25 protein-coding genes and 2 pseudogenes are annotated in these 20,197 nt (G+C 49.5%); 25 read left to right on the forward strand and 2 right to left on the reverse strand.

The window, feature by feature from the left end:
• Positions 1-172: 172 nt before the first annotated feature.
• Both A2G06_16705 and A2G06_16710 read right to left on the reverse strand, forming a co-directional pair.
• Positions 173-1,006 carry an integrase gene (locus A2G06_16705; protein ID ANA41778.1) on the reverse strand — a complete coding sequence of 278 codons (834 nt, stop codon included), beginning with the start codon at positions 1,004-1,006 and terminating at the stop codon, positions 173-175.
• The gene (locus A2G06_16710; GenBank protein ANA41779.1) at positions 1,003-1,311 is read right to left on the reverse strand and encodes a transposase; all 309 of its coding nucleotides are present in this window, start codon (positions 1,309-1,311) and stop codon (positions 1,003-1,005) included. The genes A2G06_16705 and A2G06_16710 overlap by 4 nt, the downstream gene beginning before the upstream one ends.
• A gap of 577 nt (positions 1,312-1,888) precedes the next feature.
• Between A2G06_16710 and A2G06_16715 the strand changes: the two genes are divergently transcribed.
• From A2G06_16715 to A2G06_16835, 25 genes and pseudogenes are all read left to right on the forward strand, one after another.
• Complete coding sequence (locus A2G06_16715; protein ANA41780.1) at positions 1,889-2,455, forward strand: hypothetical protein; 567 nt, start codon at positions 1,889-1,891, stop codon at positions 2,453-2,455.
• Positions 2,456-2,464: 9 nt separating this feature from the next.
• A complete protein-coding gene (locus tag A2G06_16720) occupies positions 2,465-2,995 on the forward strand; it encodes a hypothetical protein (protein ID ANA41781.1) in 531 nt (176 codons plus the stop codon).
• Position 2,996: 1 nt separating this feature from the next.
• Positions 2,997-3,494: a hypothetical protein gene (locus tag A2G06_16725; GenBank protein ID ANA41782.1), complete on the forward strand. Its 498-nt coding sequence runs from the start codon at positions 2,997-2,999 to the stop codon at positions 3,492-3,494.
• A gap of 2 nt (positions 3,495-3,496) precedes the next feature.
• Positions 3,497-3,748: pseudogene (locus A2G06_16730) on the forward strand (hypothetical protein).
• Between the two features lie 136 nt (positions 3,749-3,884).
• The gene (locus A2G06_16735) at positions 3,885-4,925 is read left to right on the forward strand and encodes a hypothetical protein (GenBank protein ID ANA41783.1); all 1,041 of its coding nucleotides are present in this window, start codon (positions 3,885-3,887) and stop codon (positions 4,923-4,925) included.
• 41 nt (positions 4,926-4,966) lie between these two features.
• The gene (locus tag A2G06_16740; GenBank protein ANA41784.1) at positions 4,967-5,410 is read left to right on the forward strand and encodes a hypothetical protein; all 444 of its coding nucleotides are present in this window, start codon (positions 4,967-4,969) and stop codon (positions 5,408-5,410) included.
• Positions 5,400-5,798 carry a hypothetical protein gene (locus A2G06_16745; protein ANA41785.1) on the forward strand — a complete coding sequence of 133 codons (399 nt, stop codon included), beginning with the start codon at positions 5,400-5,402 and terminating at the stop codon, positions 5,796-5,798. Before A2G06_16740 ends, A2G06_16745 begins: the two co-directional genes overlap by 11 nt.
• A 6-nt stretch (positions 5,799-5,804) precedes the next feature.
• A complete protein-coding gene (locus A2G06_16750) occupies positions 5,805-6,047 on the forward strand; it encodes a hypothetical protein (protein ID ANA41786.1) in 243 nt (80 codons plus the stop codon).
• The gene (locus A2G06_16755) at positions 6,038-6,829 is read left to right on the forward strand and encodes an endonuclease (GenBank protein ID ANA41787.1); all 792 of its coding nucleotides are present in this window, start codon (positions 6,038-6,040) and stop codon (positions 6,827-6,829) included. Before A2G06_16750 ends, A2G06_16755 begins: the two co-directional genes overlap by 10 nt.
• Positions 6,830-6,831: 2 nt before the next feature.
• Complete coding sequence (locus A2G06_16760; protein ANA41788.1) at positions 6,832-7,068, forward strand: hypothetical protein; 237 nt, start codon at positions 6,832-6,834, stop codon at positions 7,066-7,068.
• Entirely contained in the window at positions 7,037-7,291 is a 255-nt protein-coding gene (locus tag A2G06_16765; GenBank protein ANA41789.1) for a hypothetical protein, read from the forward strand. The genes A2G06_16760 and A2G06_16765 overlap by 32 nt, the downstream gene beginning before the upstream one ends.
• Positions 7,292-7,313: 22 nt before the next feature.
• Positions 7,314-8,111 carry a hypothetical protein gene (locus A2G06_16770; protein ANA41790.1) on the forward strand — a complete coding sequence of 266 codons (798 nt, stop codon included), beginning with the start codon at positions 7,314-7,316 and terminating at the stop codon, positions 8,109-8,111.
• A gap of 69 nt (positions 8,112-8,180) precedes the next feature.
• Positions 8,181-8,633: a hypothetical protein gene (locus A2G06_16775; GenBank protein ANA41791.1), complete on the forward strand. Its 453-nt coding sequence runs from the start codon at positions 8,181-8,183 to the stop codon at positions 8,631-8,633.
• A gap of 122 nt (positions 8,634-8,755) precedes the next feature.
• Complete coding sequence (locus tag A2G06_16780; GenBank protein ANA41792.1) at positions 8,756-9,010, forward strand: hypothetical protein; 255 nt, start codon at positions 8,756-8,758, stop codon at positions 9,008-9,010.
• A gap of 106 nt (positions 9,011-9,116) precedes the next feature.
• Positions 9,117-10,265 (forward strand): hypothetical protein, encoded by a 1,149-nt coding sequence (locus A2G06_16785; GenBank protein ANA41793.1) that lies wholly within the window; start codon positions 9,117-9,119, stop codon positions 10,263-10,265.
• Positions 10,266-10,554: 289 nt separating this feature from the next.
• A complete protein-coding gene (locus tag A2G06_16790) occupies positions 10,555-11,793 on the forward strand; it encodes a hypothetical protein (GenBank protein ID ANA41794.1) in 1,239 nt (412 codons plus the stop codon).
• Between the two features lie 42 nt (positions 11,794-11,835).
• Positions 11,836-12,966: a hypothetical protein gene (locus A2G06_16795; GenBank protein ID ANA41795.1), complete on the forward strand. Its 1,131-nt coding sequence runs from the start codon at positions 11,836-11,838 to the stop codon at positions 12,964-12,966.
• A 49-nt stretch (positions 12,967-13,015) separates the two neighbouring features.
• A complete protein-coding gene (locus A2G06_16800) occupies positions 13,016-13,405 on the forward strand; it encodes a hypothetical protein (GenBank protein ID ANA41796.1) in 390 nt (129 codons plus the stop codon).
• Between the two features lie 56 nt (positions 13,406-13,461).
• Positions 13,462-13,956, forward strand: coding sequence for a MucR family transcriptional regulator (locus tag A2G06_16805; GenBank protein ID ANA41797.1), 495 nt, complete (start codon positions 13,462-13,464; stop codon positions 13,954-13,956).
• A 3-nt stretch (positions 13,957-13,959) separates the two neighbouring features.
• Positions 13,960-14,202 (forward strand): hypothetical protein, encoded by a 243-nt coding sequence (locus A2G06_16810; protein ANA41798.1) that lies wholly within the window; start codon positions 13,960-13,962, stop codon positions 14,200-14,202.
• 3,101 nt (positions 14,203-17,303) lie between these two features.
• Positions 17,304-18,143 (forward strand): hypothetical protein, encoded by an 840-nt coding sequence (locus A2G06_16815; GenBank protein ID ANA41799.1) that lies wholly within the window; start codon positions 17,304-17,306, stop codon positions 18,141-18,143.
• Positions 18,144-18,751: 608 nt separating this feature from the next.
• Positions 18,752-19,029, forward strand: a pseudogene (ihfA, locus tag A2G06_16820) (integration host factor subunit alpha).
• Positions 19,030-19,185: 156 nt separating this feature from the next.
• Complete coding sequence (locus A2G06_16825) at positions 19,186-19,446, forward strand: hypothetical protein (GenBank protein ID ANA41800.1); 261 nt, start codon at positions 19,186-19,188, stop codon at positions 19,444-19,446.
• A gap of 133 nt (positions 19,447-19,579) precedes the next feature.
• Complete coding sequence (locus tag A2G06_16830) at positions 19,580-19,936, forward strand: hypothetical protein (GenBank protein ID ANA41801.1); 357 nt, start codon at positions 19,580-19,582, stop codon at positions 19,934-19,936.
• Positions 19,937-19,959: 23 nt separating this feature from the next.
• Positions 19,960-20,178 carry a hypothetical protein gene (locus A2G06_16835; GenBank protein ANA41802.1) on the forward strand — a complete coding sequence of 73 codons (219 nt, stop codon included), beginning with the start codon at positions 19,960-19,962 and terminating at the stop codon, positions 20,176-20,178.
• The last annotated feature ends 19 nt before the right edge of the window (positions 20,179-20,197 follow it).

The raw sequence follows: 20,197 nt of genomic DNA on the forward strand, positions 1-20,197 counted from the left end.
TCGCAACGCGCGCATTGGAGGCGTTGGCAGATTCAGCAGTGGAAGGATTTGACGAAGTGGTGTCGGACACATGGGCAGTGCTTGAAAAAGGGGAAGGTGAGGTGGTGCCGGTTTGTGAGACAGCCTGAAGGGGTGTTTAAGCAACGGCCCATGGTTGTTGGGTTTACAGGCTTCAGGCAGCCTTTTTCTCGGGCAGTCCAGCAAAGTAAACCTGGTCCGGGGTCCGCTTCTTGAGGGATTGGTGAGGGCGGACACCGTTATACCACGAGAACCAGGATGAAAGCTCCCGGGAAAGTTCAATCCCGGAGTCAAAGCTTTTGAGATAAAGCCTCTCGTACTTGAGAGTGCGCCACAGTCGCTCGACGAAGACGTTGTCGAGGCAGCGTCCTTTGCCGTCCATGCTGATCCGGATGCCGTTGGCGGTGAGCACGGAGGTAAAGGCTTCACTGGTGAACTGGCACCCCTGATCGGTGTTGAAGATCTCCGGGGTGCCGAAGTTGCTGAGAGCTTCATTCAGAGCCTCGACGCAGAACCTGCTGTCGAGGGTGTTAGACAGCCGCCAGGAAAGGACTTTCCGGGTTGTCCAGTCCATGATGGCCACCAGATACATGAACCCCTTGGCCATGGGGATATAGGTGATGTCGGCGGCCCAGACCTGGTTGGGCCGGTCGATGACGAGGCCCCGCAACAGATACGGATAGACCGGGTGCTGGGGGTGGCGCTTGCTGGTTCCCGGTTTCGGCGCGACCGATTCGATCCCCATCAGCCGCATCAGGCGACTGATCCGCTTTCGGCCGACAACCTCATCCGGAGTGGAAAGCAAGGTAGCCATCGTTCTGCTGCCCGCCCAGGGGTGTTCCAAATAGAGCTCGTCGATGCGACGCATCAGCACAAGGTCGCCCTCGCGCAGGCATGTTGCCGGTGGTCGGTAATAGGTGGGCCGGGGCAGCCCCAATAGCTCACAGCGCCGCTCGATGGATACCTCGGGGTGGCCGGCGGCAATCACTTGCCGCTTCTGCGCCCGGGTAAGTTCAGTCCGGGCAGCCTGGACAAAAAATCGTTTTCCACCTTCAGTTGCCCGATCTGGCGGTAGAGCTCGGCAACCGTAGCGTCGTGGCTGGCCTCTTTCTTCTTGGCCCTGCCGAAGAGCTCGGCCGCATTCTCAACCAGATCCTGCTTCCAGCGGGTAATCTGAGAGGGATGAACCTTGTACTCGCTGGCAAGCTCTGCCAGGGTCTTCTCCCCGGACAGAGCTGCCAGGGCAACCTGAGCCTTGAACTCGGCTGAGTGGTGTTTCCGTTTTCCGTGCATCGAACCGTCTCCTTTCATGTGCCGGTCCGTTGCTTATACACCTGTCTCATTTTCCGGGGCCACTTCAAGGAGAGGGAGAAGAAGTGACTAAGTTTGTGGCGTTTGCTTTCACTCCCGAAGAGATTGAAATGAAAACGGCCTTGTTCGTTGAAGGGATCAAAAGATTCAAAGCCGTTTTAATGGATTTTCTTGTGAAGCGGGAAAGTAATCAGGTATGGGCGACGCCGGCGACTGAGATTCAGGTTTGATGCTTGGGTCGAAAAATAAGTTACTCCTCTCTTTTGTGGAAAACATTTCCAGGTAAAGATTTGAGGCCAGGGTTCGTAATAAGGTCGGCATTGCTTTTTAGCTCACTTGACTCTGCCTCACGGAACCAACGGGGAGGTCGTGAAATACCCACTTGGGAAGTTGCAGACCTGCCTAACTTATAAAGACGCAAAATGAAGAGTAACAGAGCGACTGGGATGGCCGCAAAAACTACATAAGGAAGCAAGTTGTAAAGATAGTTGGAAGTTACCATAGTTCTTACCTCAGTCCTATTGGGACCCAAAATACATTTTCAGGAATTTTTTGAGAAATGCAAGACCGAAAAAGACAAACTGCAGTGTTTGCCCTGATGATGGGCCTTATCTTGGCCTTCTCTCTCCCCTCATTTGCTACTCAGCCTGTCCCCTTCGGACGGTTAACATCGATGCCTGGGTGGAGAAAGGACCCCTTCGGCTCCGGTCGTCTGATGTACCACCGCGGATACGACATCGCTGTTCCGATCGGGACACCGGTCAACCCCACCCAGGACGGAATTGTCAGCTATGCCGGCCCTTACAAGGGGTATGGCAACCTCGTTGCGGTGGATCACGGGAACGGATACGTCACCTTGTACGGTCACCTCTCGCGGATCCTCGTGTCAGTCGGAACTCCGGTGACGACAAACACTTTGATCGCCCTCTCTGGAAACACCGGAAGAAGCACCGGAGCTCATTTGCACTACGAGATCCGCGCATACCCGGGCGCCCAGATGCCGAAGGACGTGGAACGTGGTGAAGAGAGCCGGGATCATGAGGAAGATTGGGTTGAGGCCCAGTTGGCGACCGGTCATAGTAAGCAGCTGGCAGAGTCGGATGGTTGGTACCACGGGATTGAGTAGGAGGGCGTGATGCAGGTCAGAGCTATTTCGAGACATGAGTTGGCGATGATTCTTTCTAAAGGTGGAGCCGCTCACCTTGAGAATGGGACACTTTCTGTGATAACGATCAAGGGTTCTGACGAACAGTGGGAAGCTGAACCTCATCCCAATGTCCTGGCGCTGACCTTTGACGACGTGGAGCCGAGAAATGGGATTAATCCGCGGATGATTGAGCTGACCAAGAAAGAGGCCTTTTCAGAAGAGCACGCGAACAAGGTGCGTGAATTTCTCTTGCGGTTAAAGGATCGTGGACAGTGCAGATGCTTGGCGGTCAGTTGTGAAAAAGGAATCAGCCGGAGCGGGGCGATAGCGTTGTTTGCCGTCATATTCCTCAAAGTGCCGATCAAGGAGTTCTGCATAGATAACCCTCACATCAGTCCGAACCTTTGGGTACTGAACGTTCTGGCTGTGAAACCTATGCTCTATTATTCCGCCATGGCAAAGAGCAGTTTAGCCGCTAGCGGTGGAGGTTTCACTTCAAATTGCATTGGTCTGATCTAGAATGCGCTGGCGTAACCATCAGATAATCACCGGCCTCGCAATTTACTCGATTACCGGGGGCTTCATCTCTGCCGGCTTAGCCGCAGTTGGCGCCGTGCTGCCGGATGTCCTGGAGGTCGGTGGAGTGATCAAGCACCGGACGGTCACCCATTGGCCGTATCCATACTTACTGCTGGCCTCAGCCCTTTACCTATGGCAGTGGCATAATCCCTCAGTACTGCCGTACCTCCTGTTCTTTTTTGTTCTGGGGGTGGTCATGCACTTGCTGTTGGACTCCTTGAGTAACCATGGGATCCCCGTCGGTCAGTCACCGTCCGCCGGCAAACGGTTGTCTCTCAATCTCTACAAGACCTTCACGCCGAGCGAGGAGGTAACGTCTGCCGGACTCGTAGTTGTATTTCTCGCAACAGCCTATTTCAGGGGGCTCTTGAGCGGTGAGCATATACGCCTTGAAGTCAACCTGGTGGTGCAGTTGATGGGGATGCTAATAGGGAGATAGCCATGGCCGTGGAGCCCGCACTCTTTCAGGATTATGACATCAGGGAGCTTGTCTGCATCATTCATGAGTTGAACCGGAAGCGGTTCTATCGCATCGAGGTAGCCCCAGGCCTCTTCGGGCCGATGATCATCCGGGCGTGGGGCAGGATCGGTTGCAGGGTCAGGGTGAAGACAGAGAACTTCGCTTGCTTAGCAGACGCCCTCACCGCTGCGAATCGGCTGTACCGGACCAAGAGGAAGAAAGGATATTGCGAGGTGAAGTCGATCGTCGACGAGAAGATTGCGGTTCACCCTGAAAAAGTGGCGCAGGTGAGGACAAGAAGGGTAGGGGAGGGTGAACCAACCCTGCCAGGGTTTCTATGAACAGGGATAAAGGATGTCGAGGCCAGGAATGGAAGAGCTCCAACAAGGGGAGAAATTCTGCCAACAGCGGTGGGTTTCCCTCGATTTTCTCACATGGCTGTGCATAGTGGTGGCTTTTTTCGGCTCAATCCTCTCGGCCTTCAATATTTGCACGGGCGGTTGTACCGCGGCCCACGAGTACCGACTGTTCGGGCTTTCGTTCGCCACGGTGGGTATCCTGTTCTCTGCGGTACTTGCCGTTCTCAACCATCTTCGGAGTAATTCGCAAATCATCCATGGCGTCTTTGCCATGCTCGTTTCTTCCGCATCCGGAGCAGAGCTTTTTTTCCTCCATGTGCAGAAGGTGGAGATCGGGCAGTGGTGTGCGGTGTGCATCACCATCGCCACCGCGGTGTTCGTACTCACGGCAAGCATTTTTTCAATCACCCTGAAGGAGATTTGCATGAAGTGGCGTTTCAGGAAATTGGTCCCATTGGTGATAATGACAGCATCGTTCGTGGTCGGACTTTTCGTCGCTCTGGCGGGAGTCCAGCAACCAGCATTTGCCGAAGAGGCAGGAAATATCTGGTTCGGGAAGAAGAACTCGAAGGTCGAGGTGTATTTCATATCCGACTGGTTCTGTTCGTACTGCCGGAAAACAGAACCGACCATCGAAAGGATAGCTCCAAGTGTTGGCAAGGTGGCGAAATACACTTTTCTGGACATGCCGATTCACCGGGAAACCTATGAGTTCATACCCTTTCATCTCAGTCTTCTTGTGGGAGAGAAGCGCAAGTACCTCCAGGGACGCAGAGCTCTGATGGAGGTTGCTTCAAAAACGAGAAAGCCTGATGAGACCGTGATCAAGAATGCAATGGCGAAACACGGCGTCGAATTCCGAATGGCAGACTTCTCTACGATCATGAAGCTGTCGAACGAAGTTACGTCAATCCTGCTGAGTAACGGGGTAAAAGTGACGCCTACGGTTTTGATTGTAAATCCCGAGACCAAGGAGAAAAGGATTTTGTCTGGAACCAACCAGATCCAGGAGCCATATATCCTTGCCGCAATCCGTAATCTTGAGAACTAGACTGAATTTTGAACTGATGCTCATCGAGCAACGGGGGTTTTATGAAGAAAATGGTAACGTTGCTGGCTCTTGTGACCTTTGCCTCCACAGCCTGGGGAGAACCAGGGCAAACGTCGGGCAACATGCTCAAACTCAGGAAACGGCCAACCACCGACTCGGTTGCGATCGAGGCTTATCCGAAAGGAGAGAAGGTCGACGTCATCGGACGGAGCGAAGAGGGGAAGTGGGTTAAGGTCAAGGTTGCCTCCGATGGCAAGGTTGGCTACATGGCTGCGGCGTTTGTTTCGCTGGGAGAACAAAGCGCATTGCCTGCCCCAGGAGAACAGGGGAATAGCCCCATGAAGGGGTTCCACCTGAAGACTGCCGATACCCCTGTTGAGGCAAAGCCGTCGGCGGAGCCGAGTGTCGGCAATAGAGATCGGCAAGAGAAAATCGTCTCTTTGGTCGCCCGGGGGGGGGGAGGGGGAGACGGGAGTGGAGACTAAATATGAGGCAACACTCCGCGAACTCTCTGCGGCCCAAAAAGAGATCAGCTCTTTGAAGCAGGAGGTCAAGAGACTGAAGACCGAGCTCGCAACGACGGAAAAAACAATTGACGAGTACCGGAGGCGGCTCGCAACGATGGAACAGGTTGCCGACTTTCGATTGATGTCGTTGGTTGAGATGAAGGGTGAAGAGGTCCTCTTCAACGGTCTTGGTACGGCCCTGATGGCAGAAAACGATGGACGGGTCATTTTCAAGGTGCCGGCGGAGTTGGCAGATAAGGCCCGGCGTTTGTTCAGCAAGGTCAATAGAAACTTCCTGGATGGGGCCCAGGTCGTCTACATAACGATCGACAGGAGCCAGCTCTCACTGGAAACGAGGAAAGGGTGAAGGGTTATGTGCGAAGAAAATAAGGTCGTATCTTTCCGCGAATCATTCCGCGGAGTTGATTATTGTGTCCGAGCCACCAGCGTCGAGGAAGGCGTCGAGATAACGCTGCCGCGCAACGGGACGTTTGAAGATCTGGTACAAGAGGTCGGCCTGGGAATGACCCGGGAAGAGATTGGAAAGGCAGCGGTCGATGAATACAAGAAATGCCTGCTTAAGGCCGTTCGGCGATTGAGGGGGAGATGCGAATGATCAAGCTTGCGACCCAAATTGTGGCCGTGCTTGTCAGTGCAAGCATAGCATTTGCCGCTCAAACTGCCTGTCCAGAGCATTTCCTTGATGGCCAAGCACCCGATATCCTCAATCAGAAGATGCAGGCGAGAACCTGGGAGCTCTGCTACGAAGGGTACGGCGCCATGCACTCCGGCATCACCAAAGGGCCTCTCTATTCGGCAGAACACCTGACCCGTGACCGCCTCAAGAAGGCAAAAGGTCTGGTGCGGAAAAACGAATTTCATGCTGAGCCGAGCCTCCCTGCTAAGGAGCGGAGTGAGCTGCGGTACTATGCCCGCTCCGGCTATGACCGCGGTCACATCGCCCCATCTGCCGATATGCCTACAGAGCAGGCACAATATGAGTCTTTTTCGCTTGCGAACATTGTTCCCCAGGAGCCGGAGAATAACCGTGGCGCCTGGAGTGACGTTGAAGGGGCAGTGCGACATCTCGTGAATCAAAAGGGTGATCTCTACGTCGTAACCGGGCCTTTGTTCACAGGGGGCACTCTACAGCAGATCAAGGGTGGAGTTCTGGTCCCGACGCATTTGTACAAGGTGGTGTGGGATGCACGGAGAGGGGAGGGCGGGGCATACTTGGTCGAGAATACCGTTGATGCCCGGGCGCAGATGGTACCTATCGCCCAAGTCGAGCAGCTGGCCGGGTTCAATATCTTCCCGGCGATCAGAGGCGAGAAGAAGGAAAGGCTGATGGCGCTTCCTGAGCCGAAACCGTACAAGGAAAGGAGGCGCAGGCAGTGAGTATGACGAATGAAGATATGAAGGAGATCGCAGAGTTTCTGTTAGATGTCGCCCGACACTTTGAGCGATGTGAGCTTGGTGGTGAACACGCGGTTAAAGCCAGGATACTTGCCGAAAGGCTCAGTGTTTTTCCGACAGAGAAGGAAATGGAACTCATTCAGCTATTGAGAAAACGGGGATTAGACCCGATTGAAGAGGTGAAGAGGTATGCCGCTGAACACAATATCTCCTTTTCGTAATGAATCCGAAGTCATCCAGATAAACGGGCTGACCGTCGAGAATCGCCTCGATCGGGTTTCGATTTACGGCAGTATCGACCTTACCCTGGACAAAATAGGGCTCAAAAAAGCTCGCAAACTGCTTGAGGTTGTGATGGCTACAGTCGATGTGCTCGAGGCCGAGGACCTGCCCGAGAAAGTAATCACCGATATGCCGGAAACGGTAAAAAATCCATTCGATTGACATCATAGGGGGGATCTTCCACATGAGGGTATTTTTTGCTGCTATTGTCATGTTCATTGTCGCACAGTCGCAATGTTTTGCCGGTGAACTGTCAAAACATGAATGGTGGGTGTACGTACCAGTCGAGGACTTTACCTGGAAGGAGCACGGGGAGACCGGCGAGAAGTTGCTCGAGGAGAGCGGGATTCGCTTCGGCTTGGGTCTCGATTACCGCTACCGTGCCTTGAAGGGCAAATTGCCCTTGCGCTTCCGTGGTGATTTCACGTACGGCGAAGTTGACTACGACGGGCATTCTCAGAGCGGCATTCCCGCAAAGACAACCAGTACCTATCTTTCGTGGAAGGTGGAGGGGGACGCGGCGTGGCGGTTCTGGTTCGACAGGGTAGTTGTGGATCCGATGCTTGGTTTCGGGTACAAGGCATGGTCTCGTGATATCAAAGATGCTGGCGCAATTAATCCGGCAACGGGAAATGGAGTAGCTATCACAGGATACACCGAGGATTGGGAGGTGATCTACGGTTACGCTGGTCTGCGGCTCGAGACGAATCGGTGGAGAAACGACAAGTGGGGTATCTTCGGGGAAGCGTCTGCCAAGTTTCCTATATCAGCAAAGAACAAGGTCGAAGAGTTTGGCATCACAGTAAAGCCCGGGAAGGAAGTGACTCCGTATGTCGAGCTCGGTGGCTGGTATGACATGGTGCGGATAGCTGGCTACTATGAGCGGATGACCTTTGGCCAATCTCCATTATCTCCGGAGGGGGCTTTCCAGCCCGAATCTACCGCAGACATCTTCGGGGTGAAGGTAGGCTTGAGATTTTGAGGCAGGGAAGCGGTCTTGAGCTGATTATTTACTGCATTATTGACTACAAGATACTGGAAGGAGGTAGAAATGATCTTTGTTCGCACCGCAGATAACAAGAATCTTGTCAATCTTGCCGACGTCGTTGAATTTTCAACCTTCGCTGCGCCGGCGCCCCGGGGGAGTAAACCCGGGACGAAAAGCCAAATATCGCTTTCTCCTGAGTTTGCAAGAAGAGCAGAACTTATGGGATTCTGGGGGATCAAGTTCTACTTGCGAAATCAGCAAAAAGATGAGGCCTACACCTTGTTGGATGCCATGACTTTGGCCATGATGATGACTGAGCAGGAGGCCGCAACAATCGGTCATGATCAAATGAGTCGCAATGGATTTCGGCAAGCCTTGATGGAGGGTCTTGATGAAATTTTGCGTGTCTCTCGTGCTTCGGGTGAATCGGTCACTGGGGCGATGGTTGCCGAACGGGCCATTTCGATTTGGCGGCAGAATCAAATGGCTGCTGTTCAGGGTGCGAAGGCGAAGTAAAGGCGATTTAGGGGTGAGGGGGGGTGTTAGTGTGTGCTGTCAATGACTCTGGTGGCTAACAGCAACTACCTCACCACCTATGGTTACGACTCAACAGGGACTAAAGAGCTGAGGAAGCACGCATGGTCAATTTCCGCGATATTATTCTTGCCATTGTTCCGCAGAGAATAGCCGCCGAAATGGAGGCGGAGTCCCGTTTGTGGATGAGAATCTGCGCCGTATGTGGGACTTGCGTTTCAATCTGGGATTCCGGTGGAATCCGCTGGCTAGCCAAGGGAAAGCCGGTTCGTTTATATTACTGCGGTTTGTGCGGAAGGAAGACGAAGCATGAGGTGTCCAAGGTAACTCTCCCTATTTTGTCCACATGGACGGATTAGGGGGGATTCTGAAAGATGAAACTGGCAAGCGCGTTATCGGGATTTCCGTTGACATACTATCTCCTTGGAATTATGCTATAAGCATAACGCTAGGAGGATATTTTGCATGGAAAATCCTTTTGTTTACGGCCGGGTAGTTACCGGCGAAGAGTTTTTCGGCCGGTCGAAGCTGATCGAGCGCATCCAAGGTTACATTCGCACCGGTCAAAACATCGTGGTTTTCGGCGAAAGGCGGGTCGGGAAGACTTCGTTGATTGTCGAGGCAATTCGCCGACTGGGTTTGCCATGCCTCAAGGTGGACTTTTACGAGGTCCGAACGCAGAGAGAAATGATAACCAGAGCGATCCGGGGCATTGAGAGGCTCGAGAAGGAAGCGCCCTTTTTCAGTCGCTGGCTGGCACGCGGCAAGCGTGTCAGGGGAAAGATCACGCAGGAGTATGAACAGCCGGGCATGGTCCCGAAAGTTTCCTTGGAGGGCTATTTCAAGGAGCCGGTCAGCTCCATCACCGATCTTCTCGACTATATTCACGATTTCCAGTCGGAGAAGGCACTGGTGGCTTTTTTTGACGAGTTCCAGGGGCTTCTTGGATTGGAGAACGCCATGGACATATTGGCCACCATGCGTTCCGAGATCCAGACGCATGGACAGATCCCCTACATATTCGCGGGGAGCATCCGGCGAAAAATGCATGAGATCTTCATGGAACCGAAGCATCCCTTCTATAAATCTGCCCTCCCCATAGAAATAGGTCCCATCGAGTTTGAGGAGATTGGACCGATCGTTCTTCGTCTTTTCGAGTCCGGCGGCCGAAAGGTTACGTTGGAATATCTTCAAAGCCTGTATCACATGCTTTACGGTAACACGGGGGACTTCCAGCAACTTTGCAGCACCCTTTGGGAGGTTTCCAAACCGGGGCAAACGCTGAGCAGGGATACGCTGCGTGAAGCGCTCGATACGGTATGGGAGACAGAGATGCCAGTCTATGCCGCCATTAGGAAGGCGCTTACGAGCCAGCAAAACCGAGTGCTTCAGACCTTGGCCTTGACCGACGGGAAGGAGCCTTTCGGGGGGCATTTCCGCAAGGTCGCCGGAGACATTAGCCCTGGCACCGTTCAGAAGGCATTGGCAAGGTTGGAAGAGATGGACTTGGTTTTCCAACCTTATGACTCGAAGGATTACCGATTCTACGCTCCTTTCTTTAAGCTGTGGCTTATCGGCCAAGTCACATACCCTTTAGAACTACCCGGTCAATAATGGGTGTGCAGGAGAGTAATGTTTGCGACGAGCAGGACAACGTTGCGGCGATCAGTGCCATAGCCGTGATGGTTCAGGACAAGGCTCCCTATTTTGTCCACATGGACGGATTAGGGAGCGTCGTTAGATGGATGCCATTGTCCGGTAACATATACACGGAATCATTACGATACTATCGTTATTATACTATGTAAATAAGTGTTGCCAGGGTGTGAAATTGATGGTAGGCTGAGCACTGAAAATCAGATCCTTGCCGGATGCTGAGTGCTGCCGGTGCAGTGGAGTAGCTATGCACAATCCGTTCTACCTCAAGGCGCTTGATCTCAAGGCTCCATTCTGTAATCGAGTTGGGGAACTTGAAAAGCTCACACGTATGGCTGAGTCCAGAAACGACGTTGTGATCTATGCTCCCAGGCGGTTTGGGAAAACATCGCTTGTCCGGAGAGTGCAAAAAGGATTGGCGGACAATGGCGCAGTCACCATTTTTGTTGATTTCAATGTGGTGGCAGCCGTGAACGATGTGGCCGTCCAACTGGCGGAGGCCGTATACAAGGTTACGCATGGCAATGAGCCTCTTTGGAAAAAAGCGATACGGGCACTCGTTTCATTCCGACCGGTTATGCGCCCGTCAATCGATGGTACTGGTGTCGAGATAACAGCGGAAGTTGGCGCCGGCAAGACCGGGATGGAGTTGCTTGAATCCATAATGAAGGAACTCCATCAATTTGTCTCCGAGTCTGACAAACTGGTCCATATTGTTTTCGATGAGTTCCAGGAGATCGTTACGCTTCCGGAAGCTGCCAAGATCGAGGCAGTCATGAGGACCTGGATTCAGAAGTACCGAGCCTCTCATTTTTTCGTGGGTTCACGTCGCAGGATTCTGCAAGGGATGTTTAACGACGAACAGCGCCCATTCTTCCGCAGTGCTTTCAACTTTCACCTTTCGCCTCTTCCTCAGGCCGAATTGGCTGACTTCATTGTTGATCTGTTTGCCAAAGGGGGCAAGAAATGCCCTTTGGATTGTTCCCAATATCTGGTGCGGCTGGTCGATGGACACCCTCACTATGCAATGAAGTGGGGATTCCATATATTCGAGCTGTCGAATGGCGTCATTTCAATGGATGATACCTACGATGGTCTGGGAGCCATGTTGTCGGACGATCAGGTGTATTTCAGCTCTCTGATTCAGTCGATCCCACCTCAGCAACGTCTCTTGCTTCGCGCTTTGGCAAAAGAGCCAATGGATAAGGTGATGTCCAAGGATTATGTCCGGAAGCACAACCTTGGGTCCTCCTCCGCGATTACCCATTCCTTGAAGCAGTTGGAGATCCTGGACTACATAGAACAGGGTGATGACAAGTATTGGCGAGTAGTGGACCCGATGTTCAAGTTTTGGATGGCTATCGGGGAAAAAAGCAGCTTCACTGTTGTTTCGGAGACCTTTGAGGGCCAGTCGCACAACGTAAGCCATGCTGTCTACGACGGGAAACAGGCCGCAAAGGGACCAAACGGGCCAAAGGCAACTTAAGCCCGTCACGAATCCGTCAAACCCGTCATGGAGCACCAAGAAATGCCCGAACTCCTCAACTCTAACGAACTTGCCGTGGCCGTTGCCAGTGCACCGGTAACCGACGGCCATACTGCTTTGCTGGATGCCCTAAACGCCCGGTACCCAAGCGCTGGTTTTCGACTTGTTGGAGAGAGAGAAGGCCGCACTTGGCAGCCCGGCATCATCGACCGGGAAGGCGCTCGAGTAGCTGATTCGCTGGTCGTGTGGATAGATCAGGAACTTGCGGCGGCCGGAGGCGATGCCCGGGAGGTATGGCGCCGGCACAAGGATTCAGGTCTGGTAAGGACTGAATGGTCGGGTTCGGTGATCTATCTGGCGTCCCCTTATGGTTCAGATCCAGATGCATTTTTCCAGCTAGAGGTCATGGTCGGAAAAGAAGTGACTACCCGACAGATGTTTGACCCTAACCCGTGGGAACTGCCAGTAGACAGGTTTGATCTAATATCCGGAGGAGTCCGGTTTGGCGATGAAGACCAGCGCATTCTCTCACCGCCACGGTACCAGCTGGACGCACTGACCAATGTCAGACGCTTTCTGCGTGAGTTGGTCGAAGTCGAGAAGGCAGATAGGCTATCCAAACTGCCGAAAATGGAACAGAAAGTGATCCATGTGTCACGAACAACGATTGGCCCTCAAAGTGGTCCTGGGACATGGGAGTTCAGTCAGGAGAGTGAAGACGTCCGGTTTCTGGATATGTTCCCCGATTGGCTTGAGCGACGGCCGGCTGGCCTCCGATTCTTCCAGGACTGGCAGGAGTCCAGCCCCGGGAAATCTGGATTACGTCTCTGCGACCACTGGTTTATCACTACAAACGATTGGCATGACAAAGATGGGAAGCGTCAACTATCGCTGACCCCTCAATGGGCCGATGCAGACGGTGGACTCGATTTGCCGGAAATTCATTCTGACTGGGATGCATCGCCGTATGGTGTCATGGAATCCTTGTCTGAATTCGACAAATCAGCAGGATATCCTTTCGCCTGGTACTTCTATATGCTCCACGGTAACCGGATAGGGCATTCTTCCGGCAGCGTGGTAGCCAGGGCAATTATGGCCGGCAAGATGAAGCCGTTGCCGGCTTGGGATGAGACGGTGCTTTTACGCTGGGAGGCCGATCGATATGGGTTTTAAGGAAATAGTAAAGGAAGGTACAACTTCAACCTCCGGTTTGATCTTGGCAATGCTCATCTGTTTGGGAGGAGCCTCGTGGCTCTTGGTCGATGGCGTCCATCCGGTTCTTGCGGGTGTTGGAGTGGGGATGTGTATTTCGCAGGTAACAAGCCTTGTCGTGAGATTCATGTGTCGCCGCGAAGCCGATAAAGACATGGCTTCAACCGGAAAAAGGAATTTGGATATATTGGCAAAGCACGGTTTGCGAGCACATTTCTACTTGCCAGCAGCAGGGATTGAAGATGCCGAACTTGCTGAAGCATTGCGTAGGGTGAGTGCTGCTGGGTACATAATAACTGACCAGACGGGCAATCAGCTAATGGGCAAGGTAGCCTCCATACCCATGACAACAAACGAAATAGCTGATATGAGGAGAGCTGAGTTCAAGGTTGTAAGATAGGGTACAGATTAATAGATCCGATGTTGGGATAATTATCGCATAAAGGGAGAATCTACATGCCAAGCCTTGTTGAACTCACCGCGGAAATCGTATCAGCGCACGTAGGCAATAGTCAGATGACCAGTGAAGAGATGCTGCAGGAGATTCAGAAGGTCCATGCCGCCCTCAAGACCCTGGAGACCGGTGCTGCCATTGCCGAGGCTGCGCCTGCAGCCGAGCAGCCCAAGCAGCTTACCCTCAAGCAGGCCTTCAAGAAAGACGCTGTTGTCTGCATGATCTGCGGCAAGAGCTTCACCACCCTCAAACGTCATCTATCGATGGCCCACGACCTGAAGCCCGGCCAGTATCGCAAGCAGTTCAACATCCCGGCTTCCATGCCGTTGGCTGCCAAAAGTTACTCCGAGTCACGCCGCCAGGCTGCACAGGAAAGGGGCCTGGGGGATATCCTGGCCAAGGCCAGGGAAAAAAGGTCAGCCGCGAAAAAGGAAGCCACTTCAAAAGCCACCGGAGCCCGAAAGCCCAAGGGAAAGGTCCCTGCGAAGAAGGATTAGTATATGAGCCGAGAAAAAATCGATCAATGGTCAGAAACTGATCAGGATGAATATGTACGCCTATTGGACCTTTCTGAGGTGAGGGAGCTATCGGAACCCGAAAAAGCTAAATACAAAGAGCTCTTTGTGCGAAAGTTTCGCCATTCTCTGACAGACCCTTTAAGGAAGCGCATGGCGGAACAGATTGGAAAAAGCATTGCGCTGGTAGATGACGTGGAGGCAGACGGGGCATTTTGCGCTCTCTGAAAAGGTGGAAATGGCCATACTTCTTTACAATAGGAAGATCGGATGAAGTAGGTATGCATTGCTCAAAAGAGCAGGGCGACTGGAAAATAGTTATATATTGGTGGTGACAGAATGAAATTTAAAGTCTTATCTACGGCGAAGCATTGCACTAAAAGTAATATATCAAACCAATGGTTGTCTGAATATTTGATGTCGTGTGAGATGCAAGAAGTCGAAATTAAAGATGCCGATTTGGTATTTGTCGTGACATGTGGGGTTGTAAAAGAACAAATAGAAAAATCAAAAAAAATAGTCGGTGAAATTCTTCAAATCATCAAAGATGACGCCAAGGTAATTTTTACAGGTTGCGTCACTCCGTCAGGTCTTGGAATAACTGACGACACGTTTGTATACCTAAGTCCGAATAATATAACCAACATAAAAGAACTATTGGGTTTGGAAAAGGAATTTTTGCTTGAAAACTATTCGGGTCGACTTTCGATCAATAACCAAAATAAGCCTATCAGATCAGGTGGAGAGAATCCTGTGGTAGCAGAGGCTTTGGCTGCAAAATCAGGTTTTGCGATATGCGTCGCGCGAGGTTGCTTAGGCCAATGTACATACTGCAATGTAAAAAAGTCTATCGGAAGCCTGAAAAGCTACTCACTGGAGACAATCGTTAGCTTATTTAAGAAGTCTTACGGACACGACATAGCGTTGATAACTGCTGATGATCTTGGCTGCTGGGGGCAGGACTTAGGTTGCAACATAATCGATTTGCTTACGGCTTTAGTTGACGTTGATACCAATGCTAGGATGTATCTGCAAGAATTTAATCCGCAATGGTTGCTGAAGTATGAAAACGGGATTCTTGAATTATTACGTAAATACCCAAATAAATTTTCTATGTTATCAGTACCAATTCAATCTGGTTGCGAACACACTCTAAAGGCGATGGGTAGAAAGTACGCGTTAGATAAAGTTGAAGGGTTGATAAGAAAGATAAAGGTGGTTGCGCCTAACGTTAAAATACTCTCAACACTGTTTGTTGGTTTTCCGGGTGAATCGGAATCCGACTATCTTGAAAGTTTAGATTACTTTCGACACGTGAATGCGGATGCTGTTTGGGTCTCTCCATATTCCGATATGGAAAGTTTGCCTTGTTTTAATTATGAAGACAAAGTTACGGAGCCTGAAATATGCCAACGAGTTGAACTTGCGATGTCTTATCTCAAAGGCGCGTACAGGTAATGGAAAAGCATTTATTACAATTATATAGGCTTCTGGGCGCGATACAAAAAGAACCCAACCATTGGATACTAGAAACACAATTAAACGATGAAGACTTGGAGGTGCTATGGTTTGCAATAGCATCAGACTTACTAAAAGCAGGTTCTATAAAGAGTGTTATAGAACTACCGGTCTGTTCTACCAGTTTCGGACTAGGAATATTTGCGCCAATTAGGCTTGATCTGCTTCGATACGGCGGAATGTGGGCTAATGAGACAAATAGAACAATGCCACCTAGGCTGTATCTAATAATTGCAGGTATGGCTGGAGTTGGTAAAACAACCACAGCACTTATTCTTTCGAAGATATTAGGGCATGAACCAACCCCGACAATAACAACACGTGAGCAACGTGCGAACAAAAACGACTTTACTACTTATGTTACCGATAGTTTTACATTCAATAGATACAAGCGAGAACCGGCATATTTTTATCCTATAAAGTTCCGGGACAGACTTTATCAGACACGCACGGCATCATTGATCGATATTTTTCTCTCCGCAAATCCGATAATTTTGACTATTGATAGCCATCCATCTAGAATTATGTGGAAGAAGACACTTCTCCCCGAATTGAAAATAGTGTGGCTTGATGCTTCCGAAGATCACAGAATCAATAGAATTAAAGATAGGTTGGCAGAAAACGATAGGATAAGTGACAGTTATTTGTCAAGTGTAGATAATATAAGGAACCTTGCGGACTTAAGCATAGTTACAGATACGTTAGCGCCTGAACAGGTAGCAAATGAAATCATCATATATTTGCAAAAGGAGAAATTGTTGTGATTAATGTAGTTGTGATTGTCGCAATAGGCAATTACATTTTATTGCTACCTAATCTTATAAGGTCGATACTTGGGCTAAACAAGTACGTCAACATTCTAATCATAACCAATTCTACAAAAGAGGCTGAAGAATACCTTAATGTATCTAATATTAAAGGAAATATTTCTATATCCCAAGCAAACTATATAAATGAACTACCACACGATATTGCAACACAAGGATGTGCAACCAAATTGGCAGTATGGAGATATTTAGATACCTCTGTAAATAACGCTTTAATTGTGGATGCGGATGTTGTTTTTCTGCGGCAAACAGAAGATTCTATTCTTAACATCAATTTGGGGCAAAACATGCAGTTCGCCGCAGCAATAGATAGGTACGTAGGGTACAAAGAGAAGATCGGCGAAGAGTTTTCGTGGATTAAGCAGAATTGGGTGCCAAGGTATGTCAACGGCGAAAGGCTGTACGTTAATACAGGAATAATATTTGCTAGTAGAAAAGTGCGCCGGTTTTTCGAAAATGTCCTATCACTGTGGAAACATTATATTCGTATGATAGGTAATAACCCATCAATATGGGATCAAAATATTTTTAATTATTGTCTCGACATTGGTACCTACGGTTGCAGTTGGGAGAACGTAAACGTATTGCCAGTTGAGTACAATTATCTAAAAGAATATGACGCATGTGTTGAGCTTGATGAACATGGACTCCTAAAGGGAGATAATTATATTAAAGCGCTACATTTTAATGGTGGGACATTATTGCAAAAGTATACAAGAGCTTCAAAACTCCACCAGTTAGAAATATGATATGACGAAAATAGGTCTATGGGCAATTAATGGAATAGGAATCGGGCACACAAAGAGAATTAAAATCATTTATGATAAACTTCTGAGTGACAACCAAATTAGGACTAAAATCCTCATAGAAAGCGAGGTGCAACAAACTCTACTAAAGGTTAATAATAATGAAGAGTTACTTGTATGCAAACGACCTTGGAAGGATGGATACAAGGAAAGTGCAATATATGCTATTCGAGAACACATGAAGGAAATTGATGGGCTTATTGCCGATTTGGGATCTGTTCCAGAGCGAAGGGATTTTGAGCAGGTAATGTCTCCATACATAAAAAAAATATTCTTAATAAGGTGGATGACGCCTGAGAGGTGGCTGCCTGTCTCCCAAAGACTGCATGACTATGACAGCAATACTTTGGTGCTCTTTGTAATGCCAAAGGACTTTTTCACAGAAGCTACAGGTATACGTAACATAGAAAGCTTAGCGCCAGTAGAATACCAATTCCTTGATGGTTATCTCTTCCAAGATAATAGTGACAATAACGATGAAGCTGACGATAGAATAGCGTTTGTCTGTGGACTTGGAGGGGTACACTCGGAAACCGGATATCGCCAACTTATTGAGGCAATTAAAGCTCTATCAAGTGTGAAAGAGTTGATGCCGAATGTAAAGACGGATGCCTGGATAGGAAATAATATCGAATTGTATAAATTTGCCAAAGCATGTACTGGAATAGATCAAGTTTATGGAATAAGTGACTGTGCAAGGCCAAACTGGAATAAATACAAAGTCGTATTAGGAAGATCGAGTTACAATACTCTGTTGGAAATTATGACTACATCTGCAATATTTGTTACTGCAAAATTTGAGTCCGATGGTGAATGGGGTTATCACTTTTACAAGTATCTTGAGAAATATGGTGTGATAACTGCCCCTTATCCTGATGAGCAGCATATGAGATCGGCTGTATTACATGCCCTTTTGACTCACAAAATGGATGATGCTTGTATCAGAAACAGACAGCTCGAGTTCAGAAATGCTGCTAGCGAGATGATTTCTATTTCCAAGCAATTCATCAGGGCATGAACCTTTTCGTCGCGAATAAAATACATCACATTGATGCATGTTGCAGTTGATTCCCATGAAGCATTTCCCAGACCTCTTTTGTCAGCCATAGGTGGTAGCAGGGTAGTCGCAAATAATTACTACACCCAAGAATGTGCAGCTCTCATCAGTCATTGCATCTCCCTGGGGATACTCCAGCCAGATAAGGCTGAAGAACCAGAAATTGATGAATGGGATTCTTGACGAATATATTTAGGATCAAAAGGGGAACAACATGATCACTGCCGTAAAACGGTCCGCACTGGCTGTACTCTCGATGATTATCCTAATGGGGTCGCACGCTGCTTTTGCAGGGGAGCTCAACGGCCAGCCGCCAGTAGGGCCAGTGTCTGACGAAGCGGCGGCAATTAAAATCGCTATCACATCCTGGGAGCGTATTTACGGGAAAGAGAAGATTGAACAACAAAAACCCTACAGTGCTGTGCTCAAAGGCAATGTATGGCATGTTTCAGGTTCTCTTCCTCGTGAATCGAAAGGCGGAGTTGCCGAAGCTGAGATCAGAAAAACTGATGGCCATCTCATCAATGTTTGGCATGGCAAATAATAATATAAGAAGGACAGCACAATTTATGACGAAAGCAGACATAGTAGAACGAATTCATCAGAGGATTGGCTTTTCAAAAAGGAAGCGGCTGAGCACCTTGAAGGGATGCTGAACATACTGAAAAAGGCACTGGAGTGCGGCGAGACAGTCAAAATTTCTGGTTTTGGCAGCTTCATAGTCAAGCAGAAGGCAAACAGGCGTGGCCGGAATCCACAGACCGGCGAGGCTCTTACTATTGAGGCCAGAAGGATCCTGCAGTTTAAACCGAGCCCTGTTTTGAAGAATTCGATAAACGAAGGATAGGCAGAGTCAATTATTGGCGATCTTCTATTTATACGCATGAATGCTTTAAGTGGGTGATATCGGCTTGTAGTTGTGTTTATCCCTCCTCCCCTCCCCTTTCCCCGTAAATAGCAAATAAACAACAAATGACTTGTTTTTTGCATTGCAACGGATAAAATGGCCCAAAAGTGCAATTATGAGCAAATAGCACTAAAGGGGGCCATAATGGCAAGAAAGAAAGAAAATAAGGTTTTTTTTGAGAATCCGCTGACTCAGGAAAAAATGACTTACATCATGTCGCAACACCCTGACAAAACAGTTCAGCAGGTTTTGGACATGGCCGTTGACTGCCTCTTTAAGGTTGAGGCTGAGAACATCCAACGCAATATTGCCCGTTTGATGGGCGATAAAGGCGTTTGTGCCGAAAGTAACCAGTAAGGGACAAAAAGCGCAGTTAACGGTCAATATTGTTCTTTCAAGTGCAATATGGCGGTTATTGCCTCAAAAACGGTTAAAAACACCTCGCTTTCCGTACACAACCGGACGGTCGTGTACGCAAATAGGGTCAATTATGGGTAATCGATCTTGGAATATTCAGAAAAATATTACCTGCAGAGTGTGCGGTGCTGATTCTGAAGACAAGGTGTGTGCGAAATGTGCCGGCAAGTATTCAGAGCTTTTTGATCTGCATACGCCAGACGGGAGGTATGCTGCGAGAGTTGCTGAGCAAGGCACATCGGAGGATCGGTGGCAACGGGAGCAAAAACGGCTGGAACAACTTGATGAGCGGCGAAAGCCACTAATCAAACGTATTCAAGAGAAACTGACTGATGCCGATATCGCTCTGCGGGAGAATAGGTTTGCTGATCTTGCCGCGACATTGAAAGGTATCGAGCTTTTGTCGAAGAAGCTGAAGGCAATAATTTAGAGGGTCTCTTGGAGGAGAAATTAATGGAATGGAAGCGGGTAGCTGACGAGTGGCCACCGATAGGAAAGCGGATTTTGACCTTTAAGCATCTTGCCTCAGGAGAGCCCAACATACAGACAGACGAGCTGAGGCCCGGACATGGGCTACAACAGGACCCTGCACTGTATTATTGGAACAGCGGTGATGATTTCAATGAGGTGACGCATTGGGCTGAATTCCCGAATGTGCCTGATCAGGAATAGAGATTTCCCAGTAGGAAAT

It is taken from the genome of Geobacter anodireducens, from assembly GCA_001628815.1.
GTDB classification, from domain to species: domain Bacteria; phylum Desulfobacterota; class Desulfuromonadia; order Geobacterales; family Geobacteraceae; genus Geobacter; species Geobacter anodireducens.